The organism is Pantoea sp. Lu_F5_004 (assembly GCF_051136245.1).
Classification (GTDB): Bacteria; Pseudomonadota; Gammaproteobacteria; order Enterobacterales; family Enterobacteriaceae; genus Pantoea; species Pantoea agglomerans.
Map to the genome: position 1 here is coordinate 206,258 of NZ_CP194946.1, position 18,359 is coordinate 224,616.

The following is an 18,359-nucleotide window of genomic DNA, read 5'->3' on the forward strand; positions in this document are numbered from 1 at the left end:
CTCCGGACGTAAAAAATATCAAGCCTCACGAGTGAACACATAATGAAATTCATTATGACGTTTTACAGATGAGCACCGCTTAACTTGTTTAAGCAAATCAAACTTAAATTGAAGAGTTTGATCATGGCTCAGATTGAACGCTGGCGGCAGGCCTAACACATGCAAGTCGGACGGTAGCACAGAGAGCTTGCTCTTGGGTGACGAGTGGCGGACGGGTGAGTAATGTCTGGGGATCTGCCCGATAGAGGGGGATAACCACTGGAAACGGTGGCTAATACCGCATAACGTCGCAAGACCAAAGAGGGGGACCTTCGGGCCTCTCACTATCGGATGAACCCAGATGGGATTAGCTAGTAGGCGGGGTAATGGCCCACCTAGGCGACGATCCCTAGCTGGTCTGAGAGGATGACCAGCCACACTGGAACTGAGACACGGTCCAGACTCCTACGGGAGGCAGCAGTGGGGAATATTGCACAATGGGCGCAAGCCTGATGCAGCCATGCCGCGTGTATGAAGAAGGCCTTCGGGTTGTAAAGTACTTTCAGCGGGGAGGAAGGCGATGAGGTTAATAACCCTGTCGATTGACGTTACCCGCAGAAGAAGCACCGGCTAACTCCGTGCCAGCAGCCGCGGTAATACGGAGGGTGCAAGCGTTAATCGGAATTACTGGGCGTAAAGCGCACGCAGGCGGTCTGTTAAGTCAGATGTGAAATCCCCGGGCTTAACCTGGGAACTGCATTTGAAACTGGCAGGCTTGAGTCTTGTAGAGGGGGGTAGAATTCCAGGTGTAGCGGTGAAATGCGTAGAGATCTGGAGGAATACCGGTGGCGAAGGCGGCCCCCTGGACAAAGACTGACGCTCAGGTGCGAAAGCGTGGGGAGCAAACAGGATTAGATACCCTGGTAGTCCACGCCGTAAACGATGTCGACTTGGAGGTTGTTCCCTTGAGGAGTGGCTTCCGGAGCTAACGCGTTAAGTCGACCGCCTGGGGAGTACGGCCGCAAGGTTAAAACTCAAATGAATTGACGGGGGCCCGCACAAGCGGTGGAGCATGTGGTTTAATTCGATGCAACGCGAAGAACCTTACCTACTCTTGACATCCAGCGAACTTAGCAGAGATGCTTTGGTGCCTTCGGGAACGCTGAGACAGGTGCTGCATGGCTGTCGTCAGCTCGTGTTGTGAAATGTTGGGTTAAGTCCCGCAACGAGCGCAACCCTTATCCTTTGTTGCCAGCGATTCGGTCGGGAACTCAAAGGAGACTGCCGGTGATAAACCGGAGGAAGGTGGGGATGACGTCAAGTCATCATGGCCCTTACGAGTAGGGCTACACACGTGCTACAATGGCGCATACAAAGAGAAGCGACCTCGCGAGAGCAAGCGGACCTCACAAAGTGCGTCGTAGTCCGGATCGGAGTCTGCAACTCGACTCCGTGAAGTCGGAATCGCTAGTAATCGTGGATCAGAATGCCACGGTGAATACGTTCCCGGGCCTTGTACACACCGCCCGTCACACCATGGGAGTGGGTTGCAAAAGAAGTAGGTAGCTTAACCTTCGGGAGGGCGCTTACCACTTTGTGATTCATGACTGGGGTGAAGTCGTAACAAGGTAACCGTAGGGGAACCTGCGGTTGGATCACCTCCTTACCTGAAGATACCTTCCCGCGCAGTGTCCACACAGATTGTCTGATAAAAAGTAACGAGCAGAAAAAACCTCTACAGGCTTGTAGCTCAGGTGGTTAGAGCGCACCCCTGATAAGGGTGAGGTCGGTGGTTCAAGTCCACTCAGGCCTACCAAATTTCTTCTCATGCTGCGTTATGCGCGCGGTCGTTTACCTGAGTAAACTTCCCTTCCGCATGCCTTGCCTGAAAAGAAATTGCATCCTTCTCCTGAAGAATGTAACTCGGTTGAGTGGTAGTAGTGGTCTCTGCAGTAACTGTATGGGGCTATAGCTCAGCTGGGAGAGCGCCTGCCTTGCACGCAGGAGGTCAGCGGTTCGATCCCGCTTAGCTCCACCATACCGTTTATCTGTTTTTTTTCTGAAATACCTCAGAGCATACCGGCGACGGTGTGCTGCGACGTATTATGCTCTTTAACAATCCGGAACAAGCTGAAAATTGAAACGACGCAGCGCGTCATTCCTCCGTAATTAAGGAATGACAAAGCGATGCGTTCGAGTCTCTCAAATGCTTGCAACACGCAGCGTTGTAAAACGCCTGTGGGTTGTGAGGTTAAGCGACTAAGCGTACACGGTGGATGCCCAGGCAGTCAGAGGCGATGAAGGACGTGCTAATCTGCGTAAAGCGACGGTAAGGTGATATGAACCGCTACAGCCGTCGATGTCCGAATGGGGAAACCCGGTGCACTCTGTGCATCATTGCAGCATGAATACATAGTGCTGCAAGGCGAACCGGGGGAACTGAAACATCTAAGTACCCCGAGGAAAAGAAATCAACCGAGATTCCCCCAGTAGCGGCGAGCGAACGGGGAGCAGCCCAGAGCCTGAATCAGCTTGTGTGTTAGTGGAAGCGTCTGGAAAGTCGCAGGGTACAGGGTGATACTCCCGTACACAAAAACACACATGCTGTGAGCTCGATGAGTAAGGCGGGACACGTGGTATCCTGTCTGAATATGGGGGGACCATCCTCCAAGGCTAAATACTCCTGACTGACCGATAGTGAACCAGTACCGTGAGGGAAAGGCGAAAAGAACCCCGGCGAGGGGAGTGAAACAGAACCTGAAACCGTGTACGTACAAGCAGTGGGAGCCTTCTTTATGGGGGTGACTGCGTACCTTTTGTATAATGGGTCAGCGACTTATATTCTGTAGCAAGGTTAACCGTATAGGGGAGCCGCAGGGAAACCGAGTCTTAACTGGGCGTTAAGTTGCAGGGTATAGACCCGAAACCCGGTGATCTAGCCATGGGCAGGTTGAAGGTTGGGTAACACTAACTGGAGGACCGAACCGACTAATGTTGAAAAATTAGCGGATGACCTGTGGCTGGGGGTGAAAGGCCAATCAAACCGGGAGATAGCTGGTTCTCCCCGAAAGCTATTTAGGTAGCGCCTCGTGAACTCATCTTCGGGGGTAGAGCACTGTTTCGGCTAGGGGGCCATCCCGGCTTACCAACCCGATGCAAACTGCGAATACCGAAGAATGTTATCACGGGAGACACACGGCGGGTGCTAACGTCCGTCGTGAAGAGGGAAACAACCCAGACCGCCAGCTAAGGTCCCAAAGTCATGGTTAAGTGGGAAACGATGTGGGAAGGCACAGACAGCCAGGATGTTGGCTTAGAAGCAGCCATCATTTAAAGAAAGCGTAATAGCTCACTGGTCGAGTCGGCCTGCGCGGAAGATGTAACGGGGCTAAACCATGCACCGAAGCTGCGGCAGCGACGCTTATGCGTTGTTGGGTAGGGGAGCGTTCTGTAAGCCGTCGAAGGTGTGCTGTGAGGCATGCTGGAGGTATCAGAAGTGCGAATGCTGACATAAGTAACGATAAAGCGGGTGAAAAGCCCGCTCGCCGGAAGACCAAGGGTTCCTGTTCAACGTTAATCGGAGCAGGGTGAGTCGACCCCTAAGGCGAGGCCGAAAGGCGTAGTCGATGGGAAACAGGTTAATATTCCTGTACTCGGTGTTACTGCGAAGGGGGGACGGAGAAGGCTATATCAGCCGGGCGACGGTTGTCCCGGTTTAAGCGTGTAGGCGGAGTGTCCAGGTAAATCCGGACGCTTGTTAACGCTGAGGCGTGACGACGAGGCACTACGGTGCTGAAGTGATAAATGCCCAGCTTCCAGGAAAAGCCTCTAAGCATCAGGTAACACAGAATCGTACCCCAAACCGACACAGGTGGTCAGGTAGAGAATACCAAGGCGCTTGAGAGAACTCGGGTGAAGGAACTAGGCAAAATGGTGCCGTAACTTCGGGAGAAGGCACGCTGGCGCGTAGGTGGAGGGACTTGCTCCCCGAGCCGAAGCCAGTCGAAGATACCAGCTGGCTGCAACTGTTTATTAAAAACACAGCACTGTGCAAACACGAAAGTGGACGTATACGGTGTGACGCCTGCCCGGTGCCGGAAGGTTAATTGATGGGGTTATCCGCAAGGAGAAGCTCTTGATCGAAGCCCCGGTAAACGGCGGCCGTAACTATAACGGTCCTAAGGTAGCGAAATTCCTTGTCGGGTAAGTTCCGACCTGCACGAATGGCGTAATGATGGCCAGGCTGTCTCCACCCGAGACTCAGTGAAATTGAACTCGCTGTGAAGATGCAGTGTACCCGCGGCAAGACGGAAAGACCCCGTGAACCTTTACTACAGCTTGACACTGAACATTGAGCCTTGATGTGTAGGATAGGTGGGAGGCTTTGAAGCGCGGACGCCAGTTCGCGTGGAGCCAACCTTGAAATACCACCCTTTAATGTTTGATGTTCTAACGTAGGCCCGTAATCCGGGCTGCGGACAGTGTCTGGTGGGTAGTTTGACTGGGGCGGTCTCCTCCTAAAGAGTAACGGAGGAGCACGAAGGTCAGCTAATCACGGTCGGACATCGTGAGGTTAGTGCAATGGCATAAGCTGGCTTGACTGCGAGAGTGACGGCTCGAGCAGGTGCGAAAGCAGGTCATAGTGATCCGGTGGTTCTGAATGGAAGGGCCATCGCTCAACGGATAAAAGGTACTCCGGGGATAACAGGCTGATACCGCCCAAGAGTTCATATCGACGGCGGTGTTTGGCACCTCGATGTCGGCTCATCACATCCTGGGGCTGAAGTAGGTCCCAAGGGTACGGCTGTTCGCCGTTTAAAGTGGTACGCGAGCTGGGTTTAGAACGTCGTGAGACAGTTCGGTCCCTATCTGCCGTGGGCGCTGGAGAATTGAGGGGGGTTGCTCCTAGTACGAGAGGACCGGAGTGAACGCACCACTGGTGTTCGGGTTGTCATGCCAATGGCATTGCCCGGTAGCTAAGTGCGGAAAAGATAAGTGCTGAAAGCATCTAAGCACGAAACTTGCCCCGAGATGAGTTCTCCCTGACTCCTTGAGAGTCCTGAAGGGACGTTGAAGACTACGACGTTGATAGGCCGGGTGTGTAAGCGCAGCGATGCGTTGAGCTAACCGGTACTAATGACCCGTGAGGCTTAACCTTACAACGCCAGAGGCGTTTTTGAGAGACACGATTTTCAGCCTGTACCGGATATTCTGCGCGGCCTTACGGGCGGCGCGGAGACAGAATTTGCCTGGCGGCTTTAGCGCGGTGGTCCCACCTGACCCCATGCCGAACTCAGAAGTGAAACGCCGTAGCGCCGATGGTAGTGTGGGGTCTCCCCATGCGAGAGTAGGGAACTGCCAGGCATCAAATTCGTTCCTTTTCCCCTGACAAGGAAAATAACAGGAACAGACGGCTATCAGCCAGTTGCTGACAGTTGTGAAAGAATCGGTGGAGCGGTAGTTCAGTTGGTTAGAATACCTGCCTGTCACGCAGGGGGTCGCGGGTTCGAGCCCCGTCCGTTCCGCCACCCTATTAGGGGCGTAGTTCAATTGGTAGAGCACCGGTCTCCAAAACCGGGTGTTGGGGGTTCGAGTCCCTCCGCCCCTGCCAGAAAACGATCCTTTGCTTCGGCAAAGGATTTTTTTTTGCCTTTAAAAAAGCAAAAAAGAAAAACCAGCTAAATCTAACTGGCCTCTGATCTTCTCTGCTTACTGTCCTGCCTGCAAATTCAGCTGTTTTGCCTGACCAGAATCGGGAATTTAAGTAACTGACGGATATGTGCCTGCTGATCGCTGTTCTGCAACCAGACAGCATAGAGTGGACGAACGGCTACGGGCGTATCCGGAATCACCATCAACTCACTGTACACACTCTGCCAGAAGTCCGGCAGAAATGCGCACGCTCCGGTGGTATGCAGCAGTTCACGGGTAACATGTGCCGACGTGGTGGTTAGTACCGGCACATCATCAGCTCCGGAGAGATAGCTCTGATGCTGATGAAAATCTGCTCCCCATTCCAGCTTAATATAATCATATTTTTCACGCTTCTCGCTCTGCCGGGCGCAGAAAAGAGCCAGTGAAATATGACCAATCTGCTGACTGGTTAATTCATCCATCTTAGGCGCTTCAGTGGTGATCAGCAGATCCAGCTGGCGCTCATGGAGTTGCTTAACCAGCAGATGTCGTTGTGCCACGCGCGCTTCTAAATGCAGGCTCTCCCGATTCTCGTAGAGCGTCTGTAGCCATGGCGTCAGATAAGCCTCCCATAGTGATGCACTGGCACCTATTGAAAGCTCATGGTGCTGCTGAGTGTGTGAGACCTCCTTCTTCGCCATCATCCAGGTGCTCATCAGGCTTTCAGCATAGGGGAGCAGTCGCTCTCCGGCCGCCGTCAGACGTATGTTATTGCGATGCCGTGTAAAAAGGTTAACGCCAAGCTGATTCTCTAACTGACGGATGCGAAAACTGACAGCAGATTGCGTGAGGTAAAGTGCTTCTGCAGCACGCCCGAAATGGCGAGTTCTGCTCACTTCCAGGAAAGTTTTCAGTAATTCCGTATCCACAGCGTTCTCCCAAAAAATGTTTGTCGTATAGATTTAAATGTTTTGTTTTACACTCTGTCAAGCCTATCTAATACTCCGCGCCATTAACAGCACGGCATTAGAAAATCAGGAGCGTGTAACATGGCGGAAAGCTTCTCAACAGAGAATCGTTTCTTTGATAACAAACATTACCCGCGTGGTTTCTCACGCCACGGTGACTTTACTATTAAAGAAGCTCAGCTTCTTGAACGCCACGGTTTTGCCTTTAATGAGCTGGATTTATCAAAGCGTGAGCCTGCAACCGAAGAAGAACGTTTGTTTATTGAAGTGTGTCGTGGCGTGCGTGAGCCGCAAACGGAAGCTGAACGTGTATGGTCTAAGTATATGACCCGCATTAAGCGTCCTAAACGTTTTCATACGCTGTCTGGCGGTAAACCGCAGATGGACACCGTTGAAGACTTCACCGACAGCGACGATTAACAGAGAAGGGGCGAAAGCCCCTTTTTTTATTGCAGGCTGTTATGCAGATGGATCATTAATCGATCTATCGTGCGATAGCTGACAGCTTCCTGCAGATGATGCCGGGTGATGTCTGCTTCCCCAGCCAGATCGGCCAGGGTACGCGCCACTTTTAAAATCCGCTGCCATGCCCGTACAGATAAACCCAGTTTTTCCAGCACTGACTCCAGCCACTCCGCATCCTCTTTAGCCGGCTGACACCAGCGCATAATCTCTGCATTGTTTAAATGCGCATTTATTTTTCCTGCACGAGCCAGCTGAATGTCACGCGCTGCGACCACCCGATGACGAACCTGCTCAGATGCTTCCGCTTTGGTGCGCTGACCGCTGAGCATGCCGCTGGGGAGTAGCGGCACCTCCAGCGAAAGATCAAAACGATCAAGAAAGGGGCCGGATAGCTTACTGAGATAACGCAGCACCTGCTGCGGTGAGCAGCGGTTATGCTGTCCCTGATAGTGTCCGGTTGGGCTTGGATTCATCGCAGCAATCAGCTGAAACCGGGCCGGGTAGGTAACTTTTGCCCGAGCGCGTGAAATAGCGATGACGCCCGACTCTAATGGTTCGCGCAGGGAGTCCAGCACCTTGCGATCAAATTCCGGTAATTCATCCAGAAACAGCACGCCGTTATGCGCCAGGGAGATCTCACCGGGCCGTGGCAGTGAGCCGCCGCCAATCAGAGCATAGAGAGAGGCGCTGTGGTGAGGTGACCTGAAAGGCCGGGTGCGCCACTGTCGGTGCAGGGTATTGCTGTTCACCAGGCTGGCGATTGCCGCGCACTCCAGTGCTTCCTGATCGCTTAAGGAGGGCATGATGCCGGGCAACCGGGTAGCGAGCATGGTTTTACCGGTGCCAGGGGGCCCGATCAGCAACAGGTTGTGCCCGCCAGCTGCAGTGATCTCCAGTGCTCTGCGTCCCTGTTCCTGACCAATGATATCAGCGAGATCGTCAGCAGGTGCATCGCCCTTATGCTCAGGATATTGGGCTGTTGGTAATGTGAGTTCATTGCGCAGAAAGCCGCACACTTCGCTGAGGTGAGAGGCAACCAGCGACGATCCCTGACGGATTAGTCCGGCATCACACTGATTCTCAGTGGAGAGGACCAGCTGTCGTCCAGCCTGAATGGCTACCATGGCCGCGGGAATGGCGCCTTGTACACCGCACAGTGCGCCGTCGAGTGCCAGCTCACCCAGAAACTCATAGTGCGTCAGTTTGTCGGCAGGAAGCTGCTCAGAGGCGACCAGAATGGCAATCGCCATGGGTAAGTCATACCGCCCGCCCTCTTTGGGTAAATCTGCGGGTGCCAGATTGATGGTGACGCGTTTTGCCGGGAAGGCAAAACCGCTGTTGATAATGGCGCTGCGCACCCGCTCACGCGCCTCTTTCACCGTGGTTTCAGGCAGGCCCACCAGCGTTAACGCAGGCAGTCCGTTACTGATGTGTGCCTCGATAGTCACCAGCGGGGCTTCCACTCCCAGCGCTGCCCGGGTCAGAACTTTTGACAATGACATACTCGCTCCTTGTTACCGTCAGTCTGGTGACAGCATCAAAGGAAAGCCAGGGCATCATCAGCACTGTTCGGGTCATCGCACAACCTGTCAGAAGTTTTTGCACGGCCTGTTAAAACGCTGCGTGTCTGCTCGCAAATTCACCAAAACATTATTACGTCAGTAAAGTGATGAATAATTATCATCATGTAATTATTTCTTGTATTACAAATTGATAGGCCGCGATTTAGCGCAACGCGCTAAAAAAACTCTGTAAAAAAAGTTGTATCATGCCCCCTGACTATGATAACTCTGTAGGCATTACTTCGAACAAGCGAAAGAATTGAACAACACATGAAAGCCCTTCTACAAGTGATTAGCCTGGTCGTGATTAGCGTGGTGGTGGTTATTAACCTACCGTGCGGGGCAACGCTTGGAGAAAGAAAGGCTTAAAAATCAAGCCTCGAATCCGAAAAAACCCCCGCACCGAAAGGTCCGGGGGTTTTTTTTCGACCAGAGGAAATATCAGTAAATCCACAAGGAACAAACAATGAACAGTAGCATAAAATTCTGTTGTTCCGGTCAGGACACAGGAGAATAGCGATGACAGGTGCACAGTGGGTAGTTCAGGCTTTACGCGCGCAGGGTGTTGATACCGTATTCGGTTACCCTGGCGGCGCAATCATGCCGGTATACGACGCGCTCTACGATGGCGGCGTGGAACACCTACTGTGTCGTCACGAGCAGGGCGCTGTGATGGCGGCGATCGGTTATGCGCGCTCAACCGGCAAAACCGGCGTCTGTATCGCCACCTCTGGCCCCGGCGCAACTAACCTGATTACCGGTCTGGCAGATGCCATGATGGATTCGGTTCCGGTGGTTGCCGTAACGGGTCAGGTCTCTTCCGCTTTTATTGGTACCGACGCCTTTCAGGAAATCGACGTACTGGGCTTATCGCTGGCCTGCACCAAACACAGCTTCCTGGTCGAATCGCTGGATGAGCTGCCCGCCATCATGGCAGAAGCCTTTGCGCTGGCGCAGTCGGGCCGTCCGGGTCCGGTACTGGTGGACATTCCTAAAGATATTCAGATTGCGCAGGGAGAACCTGCCCCGCATCTGGTTCCGGTAGAAGAGGGAAATGCGCTGCCGCATCATGCGATTCAGGAAGCACGCGCACTGATGGCGCAGGCCAGAAAACCAATGCTCTATGTTGGTGGAGGCGTTGGCCTGGCACAGGCTGTTCCGGCACTGCGCGCGCTGGCAGAAGAGACCGGCATCCCGGCAGTGGCCACCTTAAAGGGGCTGGGCAGTGTAGACCCCCACAGCGAGGTTTATCTCGGCATGCTGGGGATGCACGGTACTAAAACCGCCAACCTGGCGGTGCAGAGTTGTGACTTACTGATTGCGGTCGGTGCCCGTTTCGATGACCGCGTGACCGGCAAGCTGGACACCTTTGCTCCCCATGCCAGCGTAATTCATCTCGATATCGATCCCGCTGAGTTAAACAAATTACGTCGTGCACACGTCTCTCTGCAGGGTGATCTCAACGAACTGCTGCCCGCCCTGAGTCAGCCTCTGCATATCAACGCCTGGCGTGATGAGATGAAAGCGCTTAAGGCCAGTCACCCATGGCGCTACGACCATCCGGGCGAAGCGATCTATGCACCGCTGTTGCTCAAGCAGCTTTCCGATCGCAAACCGGCCAATACCGTAGTGACCACCGACGTCGGTCAGCATCAGATGTGGACGGCGCAGCACATGGCATTCAGCGCGCCGGAGAACTTCATCACCTCCAGCGGCTTAGGCACCATGGGCTTTGGTTTACCCGCCGCCATCGGTGCGCAGGTTGCACGCCCGGAAGATACGGTTATCTGTGTCTCGGGCGATGGCTCCATCATGATGAACATCCAGGAGCTGGGCACCATCAAGCGCGGCAAGCTGCCGGTCAAAATCGTGCTGCTGGATAACCAGCGTCTGGGCATGGTGCGTCAGTGGCAGCAGCTGTTTTTCGATGGCCGCTACAGTGAAACCAATCTGTCCGACAACCCCGACTTCCTCACGCTGGCCAGCGCTTTCAATATTCCCGGCCAGCGCATTACCCGTAAAGATCAGGTCGACGCCGCCCTTGATGCTCTGCTGAACAGCGAAGGTCCTTACTTCCTGCATGTTGCAATTGATGAGCATGAAAACGTCTGGCCACTGGTACCGCCGGGTGCCAGCAATGCAAACATGATGGAGAAAACTGTATGAACCAGCATCAATTGTCTATCGAAGCCCGTTTCCGCCCTGAAATATTGGAGCGCATTTTACGCGTAGTGCGTCACCGCGGTTTTCAGGTCTGTTCTATGAACATGGCCTCAGTCGCCAACGCAGAAAACATTAATATTGAAATGACCGTTGCCAGTCAGCGCTCCGTCGATTTACTGTCTTCGCAGTTAAGCAAATTGATCGACGTTGCATGCGTTCAGATTCAACAACAGACAACACAACAAATCCGCGCTTAGCCGCGAGAGGGAATAACAATGAGCACGAAGAAAGCAGACTTTATTTGGTTCAATGGCGAGATGGTTAAGTGGGAAGAGGCGAAGGTCAGCGTCATGTCCCATGCGTTGCACTACGGTACGTCGGTATTTGAAGGCGTGCGCTGCTACGACTCTCACAAAGGACCGGTTGTGTTCCGCCATCGCGAACACATGCAACGTCTGCACGACTCCGCCAAAATCTATCGCTTCCCGATTAAAAGCAGCGTTGATGAGCTGATGGAAGCGTGCCGCGAAGTCATCCGCGTGAACAAACTGAAAAGTGCTTATATCCGTCCGCTGGCCTTTGTCGGCGATGTGGGCCTGGGCGTGAACCCGCCAGATGGCTTTACCACCGACGTGATCATTGCGGCGTTCCCGTGGGGCGCATACCTGGGCGCTGAAGCCCTGGAGAACGGCATCGATGCCATGGTCTCCTCATGGAACCGCGTAGCACCGAATACCCTGCCAACCGCCGCTAAAGCGGGCGGTAACTACCTCTCTTCACTGCTGGTGGGCAGCGAAGCCCGTCGTCATGGCTATCAGGAAGGCATTGCGCTGGATACCAATGGCCTGATCTCAGAAGGTGCAGGCGAAAACCTGTTTGAAGTCAAAGATGGCGTGCTCTTTACCCCGCCATTTACCTCTTCAGCACTGCCGGGCATCACCCGCGATGCCATCATCACACTGGCGCGTGATATGGGCATTGAAGTGCGTGAGCAGACCCTGTCGCGTGAATCTCTCTATCTGGCTGACGAAGTCTTTATGTCTGGCACCGCGGCAGAAATTACACCGGTGCGCAGCGTTGACCGCATTCAGGTTGGCGAAGGCAAACGTGGCCCGGTGACCAAACGCATCCAGGAGGCCTTCTTTGGCCTGTTCACCGGCGAAACCGAAGACAAATGGGGCTGGTTAGATCCGGTTAACCCATAATCAGATACAGCGCGGGCGTCATCTGACGTCCGCGAGCTTATTCTTACTGGAGTAAATAGAGTATGCCTAAGTACCGTTCCGCCACCACCACCCACGGCCGCAATATGGCGGGTGCCCGTGCCTTATGGCGCGCGACAGGAATGACCGACGACGATTTTGGCAAGCCGATTATCGCTGTGGTTAACTCATTCACCCAATTTGTGCCGGGCCACGTTCACCTGCGTGATCTTGGTAAACTTGTCGCCGAGCAGATCGAAGCGGCAGGCGGTGTGGCTAAAGAGTTCAACACCATTGCGGTGGATGACGGTATTGCCATGGGTCATGGCGGCATGCTGTATTCACTGCCGTCGCGTGAGCTGATTGCTGACTCGGTCGAGTACATGGTCAACGCCCACTGTGCCGATGCCATGGTCTGCATCTCTAACTGCGACAAAATCACCCCGGGTATGCTGATGGCGTCATTGCGCCTCAATATTCCGGTGATCTTCGTTTCAGGCGGACCGATGGAAGCGGGTAAAACCAAGCTTTCTGACCAGATCATCAAGCTGGATCTGGTAGATGCGATGATTCAGGGTGCCAACCCAAACGTCAGCGATGCCGACAGCGAGCAGATCGAACGCTCTGCCTGTCCGACCTGCGGCTCCTGCTCCGGTATGTTCACCGCCAACTCGATGAACTGCCTGACTGAAGCGCTCGGTCTGTCGCAGCCAGGCAACGGTTCACTGCTGGCTACGCACGCCGATCGCAAAGAGCTGTTCATCAATGCCGGTAAGCGCATCGTAAGCCTGACCAAGCGCTATTACGAGCAGGATGATGTCAACATGCTGCCGCGTAACATCGCGAACAAGGCCGCTTTTGAGAACGCCATGATGCTGGATATCGCCATGGGTGGCTCCACCAACACCGTGCTCCACCTGCTGGCGGCGGCACAGGAAGGCGATATCGACTTTAATATCTCCGACATCGATCGCCTGTCACGCAAAGTGCCTCAGCTCTGTAAAGTGGCACCAAGTACCCCGAAATACCACATGGAAGATGTGCATCGCGCGGGTGGTGTCTTCGCCATTCTCGGCGAGCTGGATCGTGCCGGCCTGTTCGACAGCAGCGCCCGTAATATCCTGCAGCAGACCATGCGTGAAACGCTGGATCAGTACGACATCATGCTGACCAAAGATCAGGCGGTAAAAGATATGTTCCGCGCGGGTCCGGCGGGTATTCGTACCACCCAGGCGTTCTCACAGAACTGCCGCTGGGACACGCTGGATGATGACCGTGCCGAAGGCTGTATCCGTACCCGTGAAAACGCTTACTCGCAGGATGGCGGTCTGGCCGTGCTCTACGGCAACATCGCAGAAGATGGCTGTATCGTAAAAACCGCAGGCGTAGACAAAGAGATCCTGACCTTCACCGGTCCGGCGAAAGTCTATGAAAGCCAGGATGACGCCGTTGAAGCCATTCTGGGCGGCAAAGTCGTCGCGGGCGATGTGGTCGTCATTCGTTACGAAGGACCAAAAGGCGGGCCGGGCATGCAGGAGATGCTCTATCCGACCACTTATCTGAAATCGATGGGGCTGGGCAAAAGCTGCGCGCTGATCACCGATGGTCGTTTCTCTGGCGGTACGTCGGGCCTCTCTATCGGTCACGCCTCGCCTGAAGCAGCTAACGGCGGCACCATTGCGCTGGTCAAAGATGGCGACACCATCGAAATCGATATCCCTAATCGCGGTATCAAACTCGCCGTGCCGGATAACGAACTGCACGCCCGCCGTGAAGAGCAGCAGGCACGTGGCGATGCGGCGTATACGCCGGTCAATCGTCAGCGTGAAGTCTCCTTTGCGCTGCGTGCCTACGCATTACTCGCGACCAGTGCTGACAAAGGCGCCGTCCGCGATAAGAGCAAGCTGGGAGGCTAACGATGGCCGAGTCTCAACCGCTACCCGAGGCGCCGTGTGGCGCCGAGTATTTGCGCGCAGTGTTGCGTTCACCGGTGTATGAAGTGGCACAGGTGACGCCGCTGCAGGTTATGGAAAAAATCTCATCGCGTCTCGGCAACACCATTCTGGTGAAGCGGGAAGATCGCCAGCCGGTGCACAGTTTCAAGGTGCGCGGTGCCTACGCGATGATTGCCGGTCTGAACGAAGAGCAGAAAGCGCGCGGCGTGGTAACGGCGTCAGCCGGCAACCATGCGCAGGGCGTGGCGCTCTCCGCCACTAAGCTGGGCATCAAGTCACTGATTGTGATGCCGCTGGCGACGGCAGACATCAAGGTTGATGCGGTGCGCGCATTTGGCGGTGAGGCTTTCCTGTTCGGGGCCAACTTTGACGAGGCGAAAGCCAAAGCGATAGAACTCTCAGAACAGCGCGGCTACACCTTCGTGCCGCCGTTTGACCATCCGGCCGTCATTGCCGGACAGGGCACGCTGGCGATGGAGCTGCTGCAGCAGGATGCGCATCTCGACCGGGTCTTTGTCCCGGTTGGCGGTGGGGGTCTGGCAGCCGGCGTCGCGGTGCTGATCAAGCAGCTGATGCCGCAAATCAAAGTGATCGCGGTGGAGTCAGAAGATTCAGCCTGCCTGAAAGCAGCGCTGGAAGCGGGTCATCCGGTCGATCTGCCACGCGTCGGGCTGTTTGCCGAAGGGGTCGCGGTGAAACGGATTGGCAGCGAAACCTTCCGGCTCTGTCAGGAATACATCGATGACATCATCACCGTCGACAGCGATGCCATTTGTGCCGCAATGAAAGATCTGTTTGAAGATGTCCGTGCTGTGGCGGAGCCCTCTGGCGCGCTGGCGCTGGCGGGCATGAAAAAGTATATCCAGCAGCACGGGATCAAAGGCGAGCGGCTGGCGCATGTGTTATCCGGGGCCAACGTCAATTTCCACGGCCTGCGCTACGTTTCTGAGCGCTGCGAGCTGGGCGAACAGCGTGAAGCGCTGCTGGCCGTAACGATCCCGGAACAGCAGGGCAGTTTCCTGCGTTTCTGCCAGACGCTGGGTGGACGGTCGATTACCGAGTTCAACTACCGCTACGCCGATGCGGACAAAGCCTGCATCTTTGTTGGCGTACGACTGACGCGCGGCGTAGAAGAGCGCAGCGAGATCATCAGCGAGCTCACCAGCGGCGGTTATCAGGTGGTCGATCTCTCAGATGATGAAATGGCGAAACTGCACGTGCGTTACATGGTGGGCGGACGTCCTTCTAAACCACTGCGTGAACGCCTCTTCAGCTTTGAATTCCCGGAGGCACCTGGCGCGTTGCTGAAGTTCCTGCAAACGCTGGGCACCCACTGGAATATCTCGCTGTTTCATTACCGCAGCCACGGCACCGATTATGGCCGTGTGCTGGCGGCTTTTGAACTCGGTAGCGATGAGCCACGCTTCGAAGAGCATCTCACCGATCTGGGTTACGACTTTCATGACGAAAGCCAGAACCCGGCATTCCGCTTCTTCCTGTCAGGCAGCTGATTACAGCTGGCTCCAGAAAGCACTGATCAGCGGCTCTCCGAGCCGCTTTTTTTGCACGCAGATGCCGAGTTCGAACGGCGCAACCGAGTCAATATTCTCCAGTAGCAGCACGCGGTTACGCACCGGATCCGGGCTGTTTTCCAGTACCACATCCGGTAAAAGTGCAATACCGCAGCCCAGCGCCACCATCGAAACAATCGCCTCATGACCCGAGACCGTGGCGTAAATCACCGGGTTCGGGATGCGCTGGCGGCGGAACCAGAGATCAATACGTCGCCGTGCCGGTCCCTGCACCGGCAGGATAAACGGAATTTTTGACCAGTCGGGCTGCGGCTGCGTTGCCTGGGTGCGAACGGCGCAGGGCAGTGCGGGTGCGATCAGCACCAGCGGGATCAGCCCCAGTGGCATAAAATCAATGCTGGCGGGCAGCGTCTCAGGACGGCCGGCAATGGCCAGATCGGCATCGCCGGAGTGCACTTTTTCCACCGCATCCGCGGCATCGCCGGTATCCAGTTTGATTTCGACCTGTGGATGTTCAGCGCGAAAGCGGTCCAGGATGGGCGGCAGATGACTGTAGGCCGCCGTCACCGAACAGAACAGGCGCAGCTCACCGCTGAGCGACGGGCCGTTAAGATCCATCACATGGCGCAGTTGCTGATACTGCAACAGTGTCTGCTGGGCAAACTGGCGCAGGCGTTCGCCCGCTTCTGTCAGCGTCACGGTGCGGTTATCGCGCAGAAACAGCGCATGGCCGACATCTTCTTCAAGCCGCTGGATCTGGCGTGACAGCGTGGAAGGACTGACGTGCATAGCACGCGCAGTGCGTCCGAAGTGGCAGCTTTCTGCCAGATGAAGAAACAGTTTCAGATCCCGTAAATCCATGTGCGCGTCGCCTCTGGGTGGTGTTGCATTTATTGCAATGTGACGTTGTTAATATATCAATTTAAGCAACAGAATTCCTGTCATATGATGGGGTCATTCGCGGCGCTGCATGACACGCCGTTCCTGAACAAAAAAAGCAAACACAACCTTACCGGAGTACCCATGGCTAACTATTTCAACACATTGAACCTGCGCAACCAGCTGGCGCAATTAGGCAAGTGCCGTTTCATGGCGCGCGATGAATTCGCGGATGGTGCCAGTTTCCTGAAAGGCAAAAAAGTCGTTATCGTTGGCTGTGGTGCGCAGGGCCTGAATCAGGGTCTGAACATGCGTGATTCCGGTCTGGATGTGGCCTATGCACTGCGTGCTGAAGCAATTGCGGAAAAACGCCCTTCATGGCGCAAAGCGACCGATAACGGTTTCAAAGTGGGCACCTACGAAGAACTGATCCCGCAGGCTGATCTGGTGGTTAACCTGACGCCAGACAAGCAGCACTCCGCTGTAGTTCAGGCTGTTCAGCCGCTGATGAAAGATGGCGCTGCCCTGGGCTACTCGCACGGTTTCAACATCGTTGAAGTGGGCGAAAGCATTCGTAAAGACATCACCGTGGTGATGGTGGCACCGAAGTGTCCGGGTACAGAAGTTCGTGAAGAGTACAAACGTGGCTTTGGTGTACCGACGCTGATCGCGGTCCATCCGGAAAACGATCCAAAAGGCGAAGGCATGGCGATTGCCAAAGCCTGGGCAGCAGCAACTGGCGGCGATCGTGCTGGCGTGCTGGAGTCCTCTTTCGTTGCTGAAGTGAAATCTGACCTGATGGGTGAACAGACTATCCTGTGCGGCATGTTGCAGGCTGGTTCACTGCTCTGCTTCGACAAGCTGGTGGCTGAAGGCACCGACCCGGCTTACGCAGAAAAACTGATCCAGTTCGGCTGGGAAACTATCACCGAATCACTGAAGTTTGGCGGCATCACACTGATGATGGATCGCCTCTCTAATCCAGCCAAACTGCGCGCTTATGCGCTGTCAGAGCAGCTGAAAACCATCATGGCGCCGCTGTTCCAGAAACACATGGATGACATCATCTCCGGCGAATTCTCTTCCGGCATGATGGCGGACTGGGCCAACGATGATAAAAACCTGCTGACCTGGCGTGAAGAGACCGGCCAGACCGCGTTCGAAACCGCCTCACAGTATGAAGGCAAAATCGAAGAGCAGGAGTACTACGACAAAGGTGTGGTGATGGTTGCGATGGTTAAAGCGGGCGTTGAGCTGGCGTTTGAAACCATGGTGGACGCCGGCATCATTGAAGAGTCTGCCTACTACGAATCACTGCATGAGCTGCCGCTGATCGCGAACACCATCGCCCGTAAGCGCCTGTATGAAATGAACGTGGTGATCTCTGATACCGCCGAATATGGTAACTACCTGTTCTCCTTCGCCGCGGTGCCGCTGCTGAAAGAGTTCATGACCACGCTGCAGCCAGGCGATCTGGGTAAAGCGGTTGAAGGCACGCAGGTTGATAACGCGCAACTGCGTGACGTTAACGAAGCGGTTCGCCAGCACCCGATTGAAACCGTTGGCCGCAAGCTGCGTGGCTACATGACCGACATGAAGCGTATCGCTGTCGCGGGCTAATTACCGTCATCACAGTTTTCAGCAAAACAAACCCCGGCTTGCCGGGGTTTTTTGTTGATGAACCATACCAGTCAAGGCCGATTGTAAGTTAGTGCCTGCACTGCTGTGAGACAGTGCAGGCACATGGAATACGGTCAGGTCGGAAAGACGCAAAACCCGCCATCCATGGCATGCTCGGCCCGCGCCGTCCATGGCGCGGGACGCTTTCCTCTTCTGACCGTGTTCCCTGTGCCCTTAAGCTTCTTCATTGCTGCCAATATCACTACGCCTTTAAACGCCATTGAGCATTTTCGAACAGACAACTAATCCACTTAAAGTGATGGGAGCATACGCCTGTAGCAAAGCATCGCGTGCCATGGACAAAAACGCCGGGAGCCTTTTTGAACAACGCAAAGCGTTG

Annotated in this window: 11 protein-coding genes, 4 tRNA genes and 3 rRNA genes; 15 read left to right on the forward strand and 3 right to left on the reverse strand. The window is 54.8% G+C overall.

The features are described from left to right. The first annotated feature begins 105 nt into the window (after positions 1 to 105). From ACR8BN_RS00965 to ACR8BN_RS00995, 7 genes are all read left to right on the forward strand, one after another. A 16S ribosomal RNA gene (locus ACR8BN_RS00965) occupies positions 106 to 1,645 on the forward strand. A 73-nt stretch (positions 1,646 to 1,718) separates the two neighbouring features. After that, positions 1,719 to 1,795: transfer RNA gene (locus ACR8BN_RS00970), tRNA-Ile, on the forward strand. Positions 1,796 to 1,941: 146 nt separating this feature from the next. Next, positions 1,942 to 2,017 (forward strand) — tRNA-Ala (locus ACR8BN_RS00975). A 211-nt stretch (positions 2,018 to 2,228) separates the two neighbouring features. Further along, positions 2,229 to 5,137, forward strand: a 23S ribosomal RNA gene (locus ACR8BN_RS00980). A 90-nt stretch (positions 5,138 to 5,227) separates the two neighbouring features. Further along, positions 5,228 to 5,343: ribosomal RNA gene (gene rrf, locus ACR8BN_RS00985) — 5S ribosomal RNA — on the forward strand. Together the 16S, 23S and 5S rRNA genes with 4 tRNA genes alongside form the textbook arrangement of a ribosomal RNA operon. Positions 5,344 to 5,430: 87 nt before the next feature. Then, a tRNA-Asp gene (locus ACR8BN_RS00990) sits at positions 5,431 to 5,507 on the forward strand. Between the two features lie 7 nt (positions 5,508 to 5,514). Continuing rightward, a tRNA-Trp gene (locus ACR8BN_RS00995) sits at positions 5,515 to 5,590 on the forward strand. Between the two features lie 118 nt (positions 5,591 to 5,708). Here the strand turns inward: ACR8BN_RS00995 and hdfR are convergent. Then, positions 5,709 to 6,542 (reverse strand): HTH-type transcriptional regulator HdfR, encoded by an 834-nt coding sequence (gene hdfR / locus ACR8BN_RS01000; protein WP_010253571.1) that lies wholly within the window; start codon positions 6,540 to 6,542, stop codon positions 5,709 to 5,711. Positions 6,543 to 6,662: 120 nt separating this feature from the next. On the opposite strand from hdfR, the gene ACR8BN_RS01005 reads away from it, so the two are divergent. After that, positions 6,663 to 7,001, forward strand: coding sequence for a DUF413 domain-containing protein (locus ACR8BN_RS01005; protein ID WP_010253568.1), 339 nt, complete (start codon positions 6,663 to 6,665; stop codon positions 6,999 to 7,001). A gap of 26 nt (positions 7,002 to 7,027) precedes the next feature. On the opposite strand, the gene ACR8BN_RS01010 is transcribed toward ACR8BN_RS01005, so the two are convergent. Beyond that, entirely contained in the window at positions 7,028 to 8,548 is a 1,521-nt protein-coding gene (locus ACR8BN_RS01010) for a YifB family Mg chelatase-like AAA ATPase (protein WP_039389704.1), read from the reverse strand. A 330-nt stretch (positions 8,549 to 8,878) separates the two neighbouring features. On the opposite strand from ACR8BN_RS01010, the gene ilvL reads away from it, so the two are divergent. The 6 genes from ilvL (at position 8,879) to ilvA (ending at position 15,439) form a co-directional block, all read left to right on the forward strand. After that, a complete protein-coding gene (gene ilvL, locus ACR8BN_RS01015; RefSeq protein WP_072101316.1) occupies positions 8,879 to 8,977 on the forward strand; it encodes an ilv operon leader peptide in 99 nt (32 codons plus the stop codon). A gap of 150 nt (positions 8,978 to 9,127) precedes the next feature. After that, positions 9,128 to 10,774, forward strand: a complete 1,647-nt coding sequence (gene ilvG, locus ACR8BN_RS01020; RefSeq protein WP_208443440.1) for an acetolactate synthase 2 catalytic subunit — start codon at positions 9,128 to 9,130, stop codon at positions 10,772 to 10,774. Beyond that, positions 10,771 to 11,028, forward strand: coding sequence for an acetolactate synthase 2 small subunit (gene ilvM / locus ACR8BN_RS01025; protein ID WP_008926359.1), 258 nt, complete (start codon positions 10,771 to 10,773; stop codon positions 11,026 to 11,028). The genes ilvG and ilvM overlap by 4 nt, the downstream gene beginning before the upstream one ends. Positions 11,029 to 11,046: 18 nt before the next feature. Then, a complete protein-coding gene (locus ACR8BN_RS01030) occupies positions 11,047 to 11,976 on the forward strand; it encodes a branched-chain amino acid transaminase (RefSeq protein ID WP_010253558.1) in 930 nt (309 codons plus the stop codon). A gap of 62 nt (positions 11,977 to 12,038) precedes the next feature. Beyond that, the gene (gene ilvD / locus ACR8BN_RS01035) at positions 12,039 to 13,889 is read left to right on the forward strand and encodes a dihydroxy-acid dehydratase (RefSeq protein WP_010253556.1); all 1,851 of its coding nucleotides are present in this window, start codon (positions 12,039 to 12,041) and stop codon (positions 13,887 to 13,889) included. A gap of 2 nt (positions 13,890 to 13,891) precedes the next feature. After that, positions 13,892 to 15,439 carry a threonine ammonia-lyase, biosynthetic gene (gene ilvA / locus ACR8BN_RS01040; protein ID WP_031593765.1) on the forward strand — a complete coding sequence of 516 codons (1,548 nt, stop codon included), beginning with the start codon at positions 13,892 to 13,894 and terminating at the stop codon, positions 15,437 to 15,439. Here the strand turns inward: ilvA and ilvY are convergent, their stop codons facing one another. Beyond that, the gene (gene ilvY, locus ACR8BN_RS01045; protein WP_008926355.1) at positions 15,440 to 16,321 is read right to left on the reverse strand and encodes an HTH-type transcriptional activator IlvY; all 882 of its coding nucleotides are present in this window, start codon (positions 16,319 to 16,321) and stop codon (positions 15,440 to 15,442) included. It lies immediately after the preceding gene. Positions 16,322 to 16,483: 162 nt separating this feature from the next. Between ilvY and ilvC the strand changes: the two genes are divergently transcribed. After that, positions 16,484 to 17,959 carry a ketol-acid reductoisomerase gene (ilvC, locus tag ACR8BN_RS01050; protein WP_010253551.1) on the forward strand — a complete coding sequence of 492 codons (1,476 nt, stop codon included), beginning with the start codon at positions 16,484 to 16,486 and terminating at the stop codon, positions 17,957 to 17,959. The last annotated feature ends 400 nt before the right edge of the window (positions 17,960 to 18,359 follow it).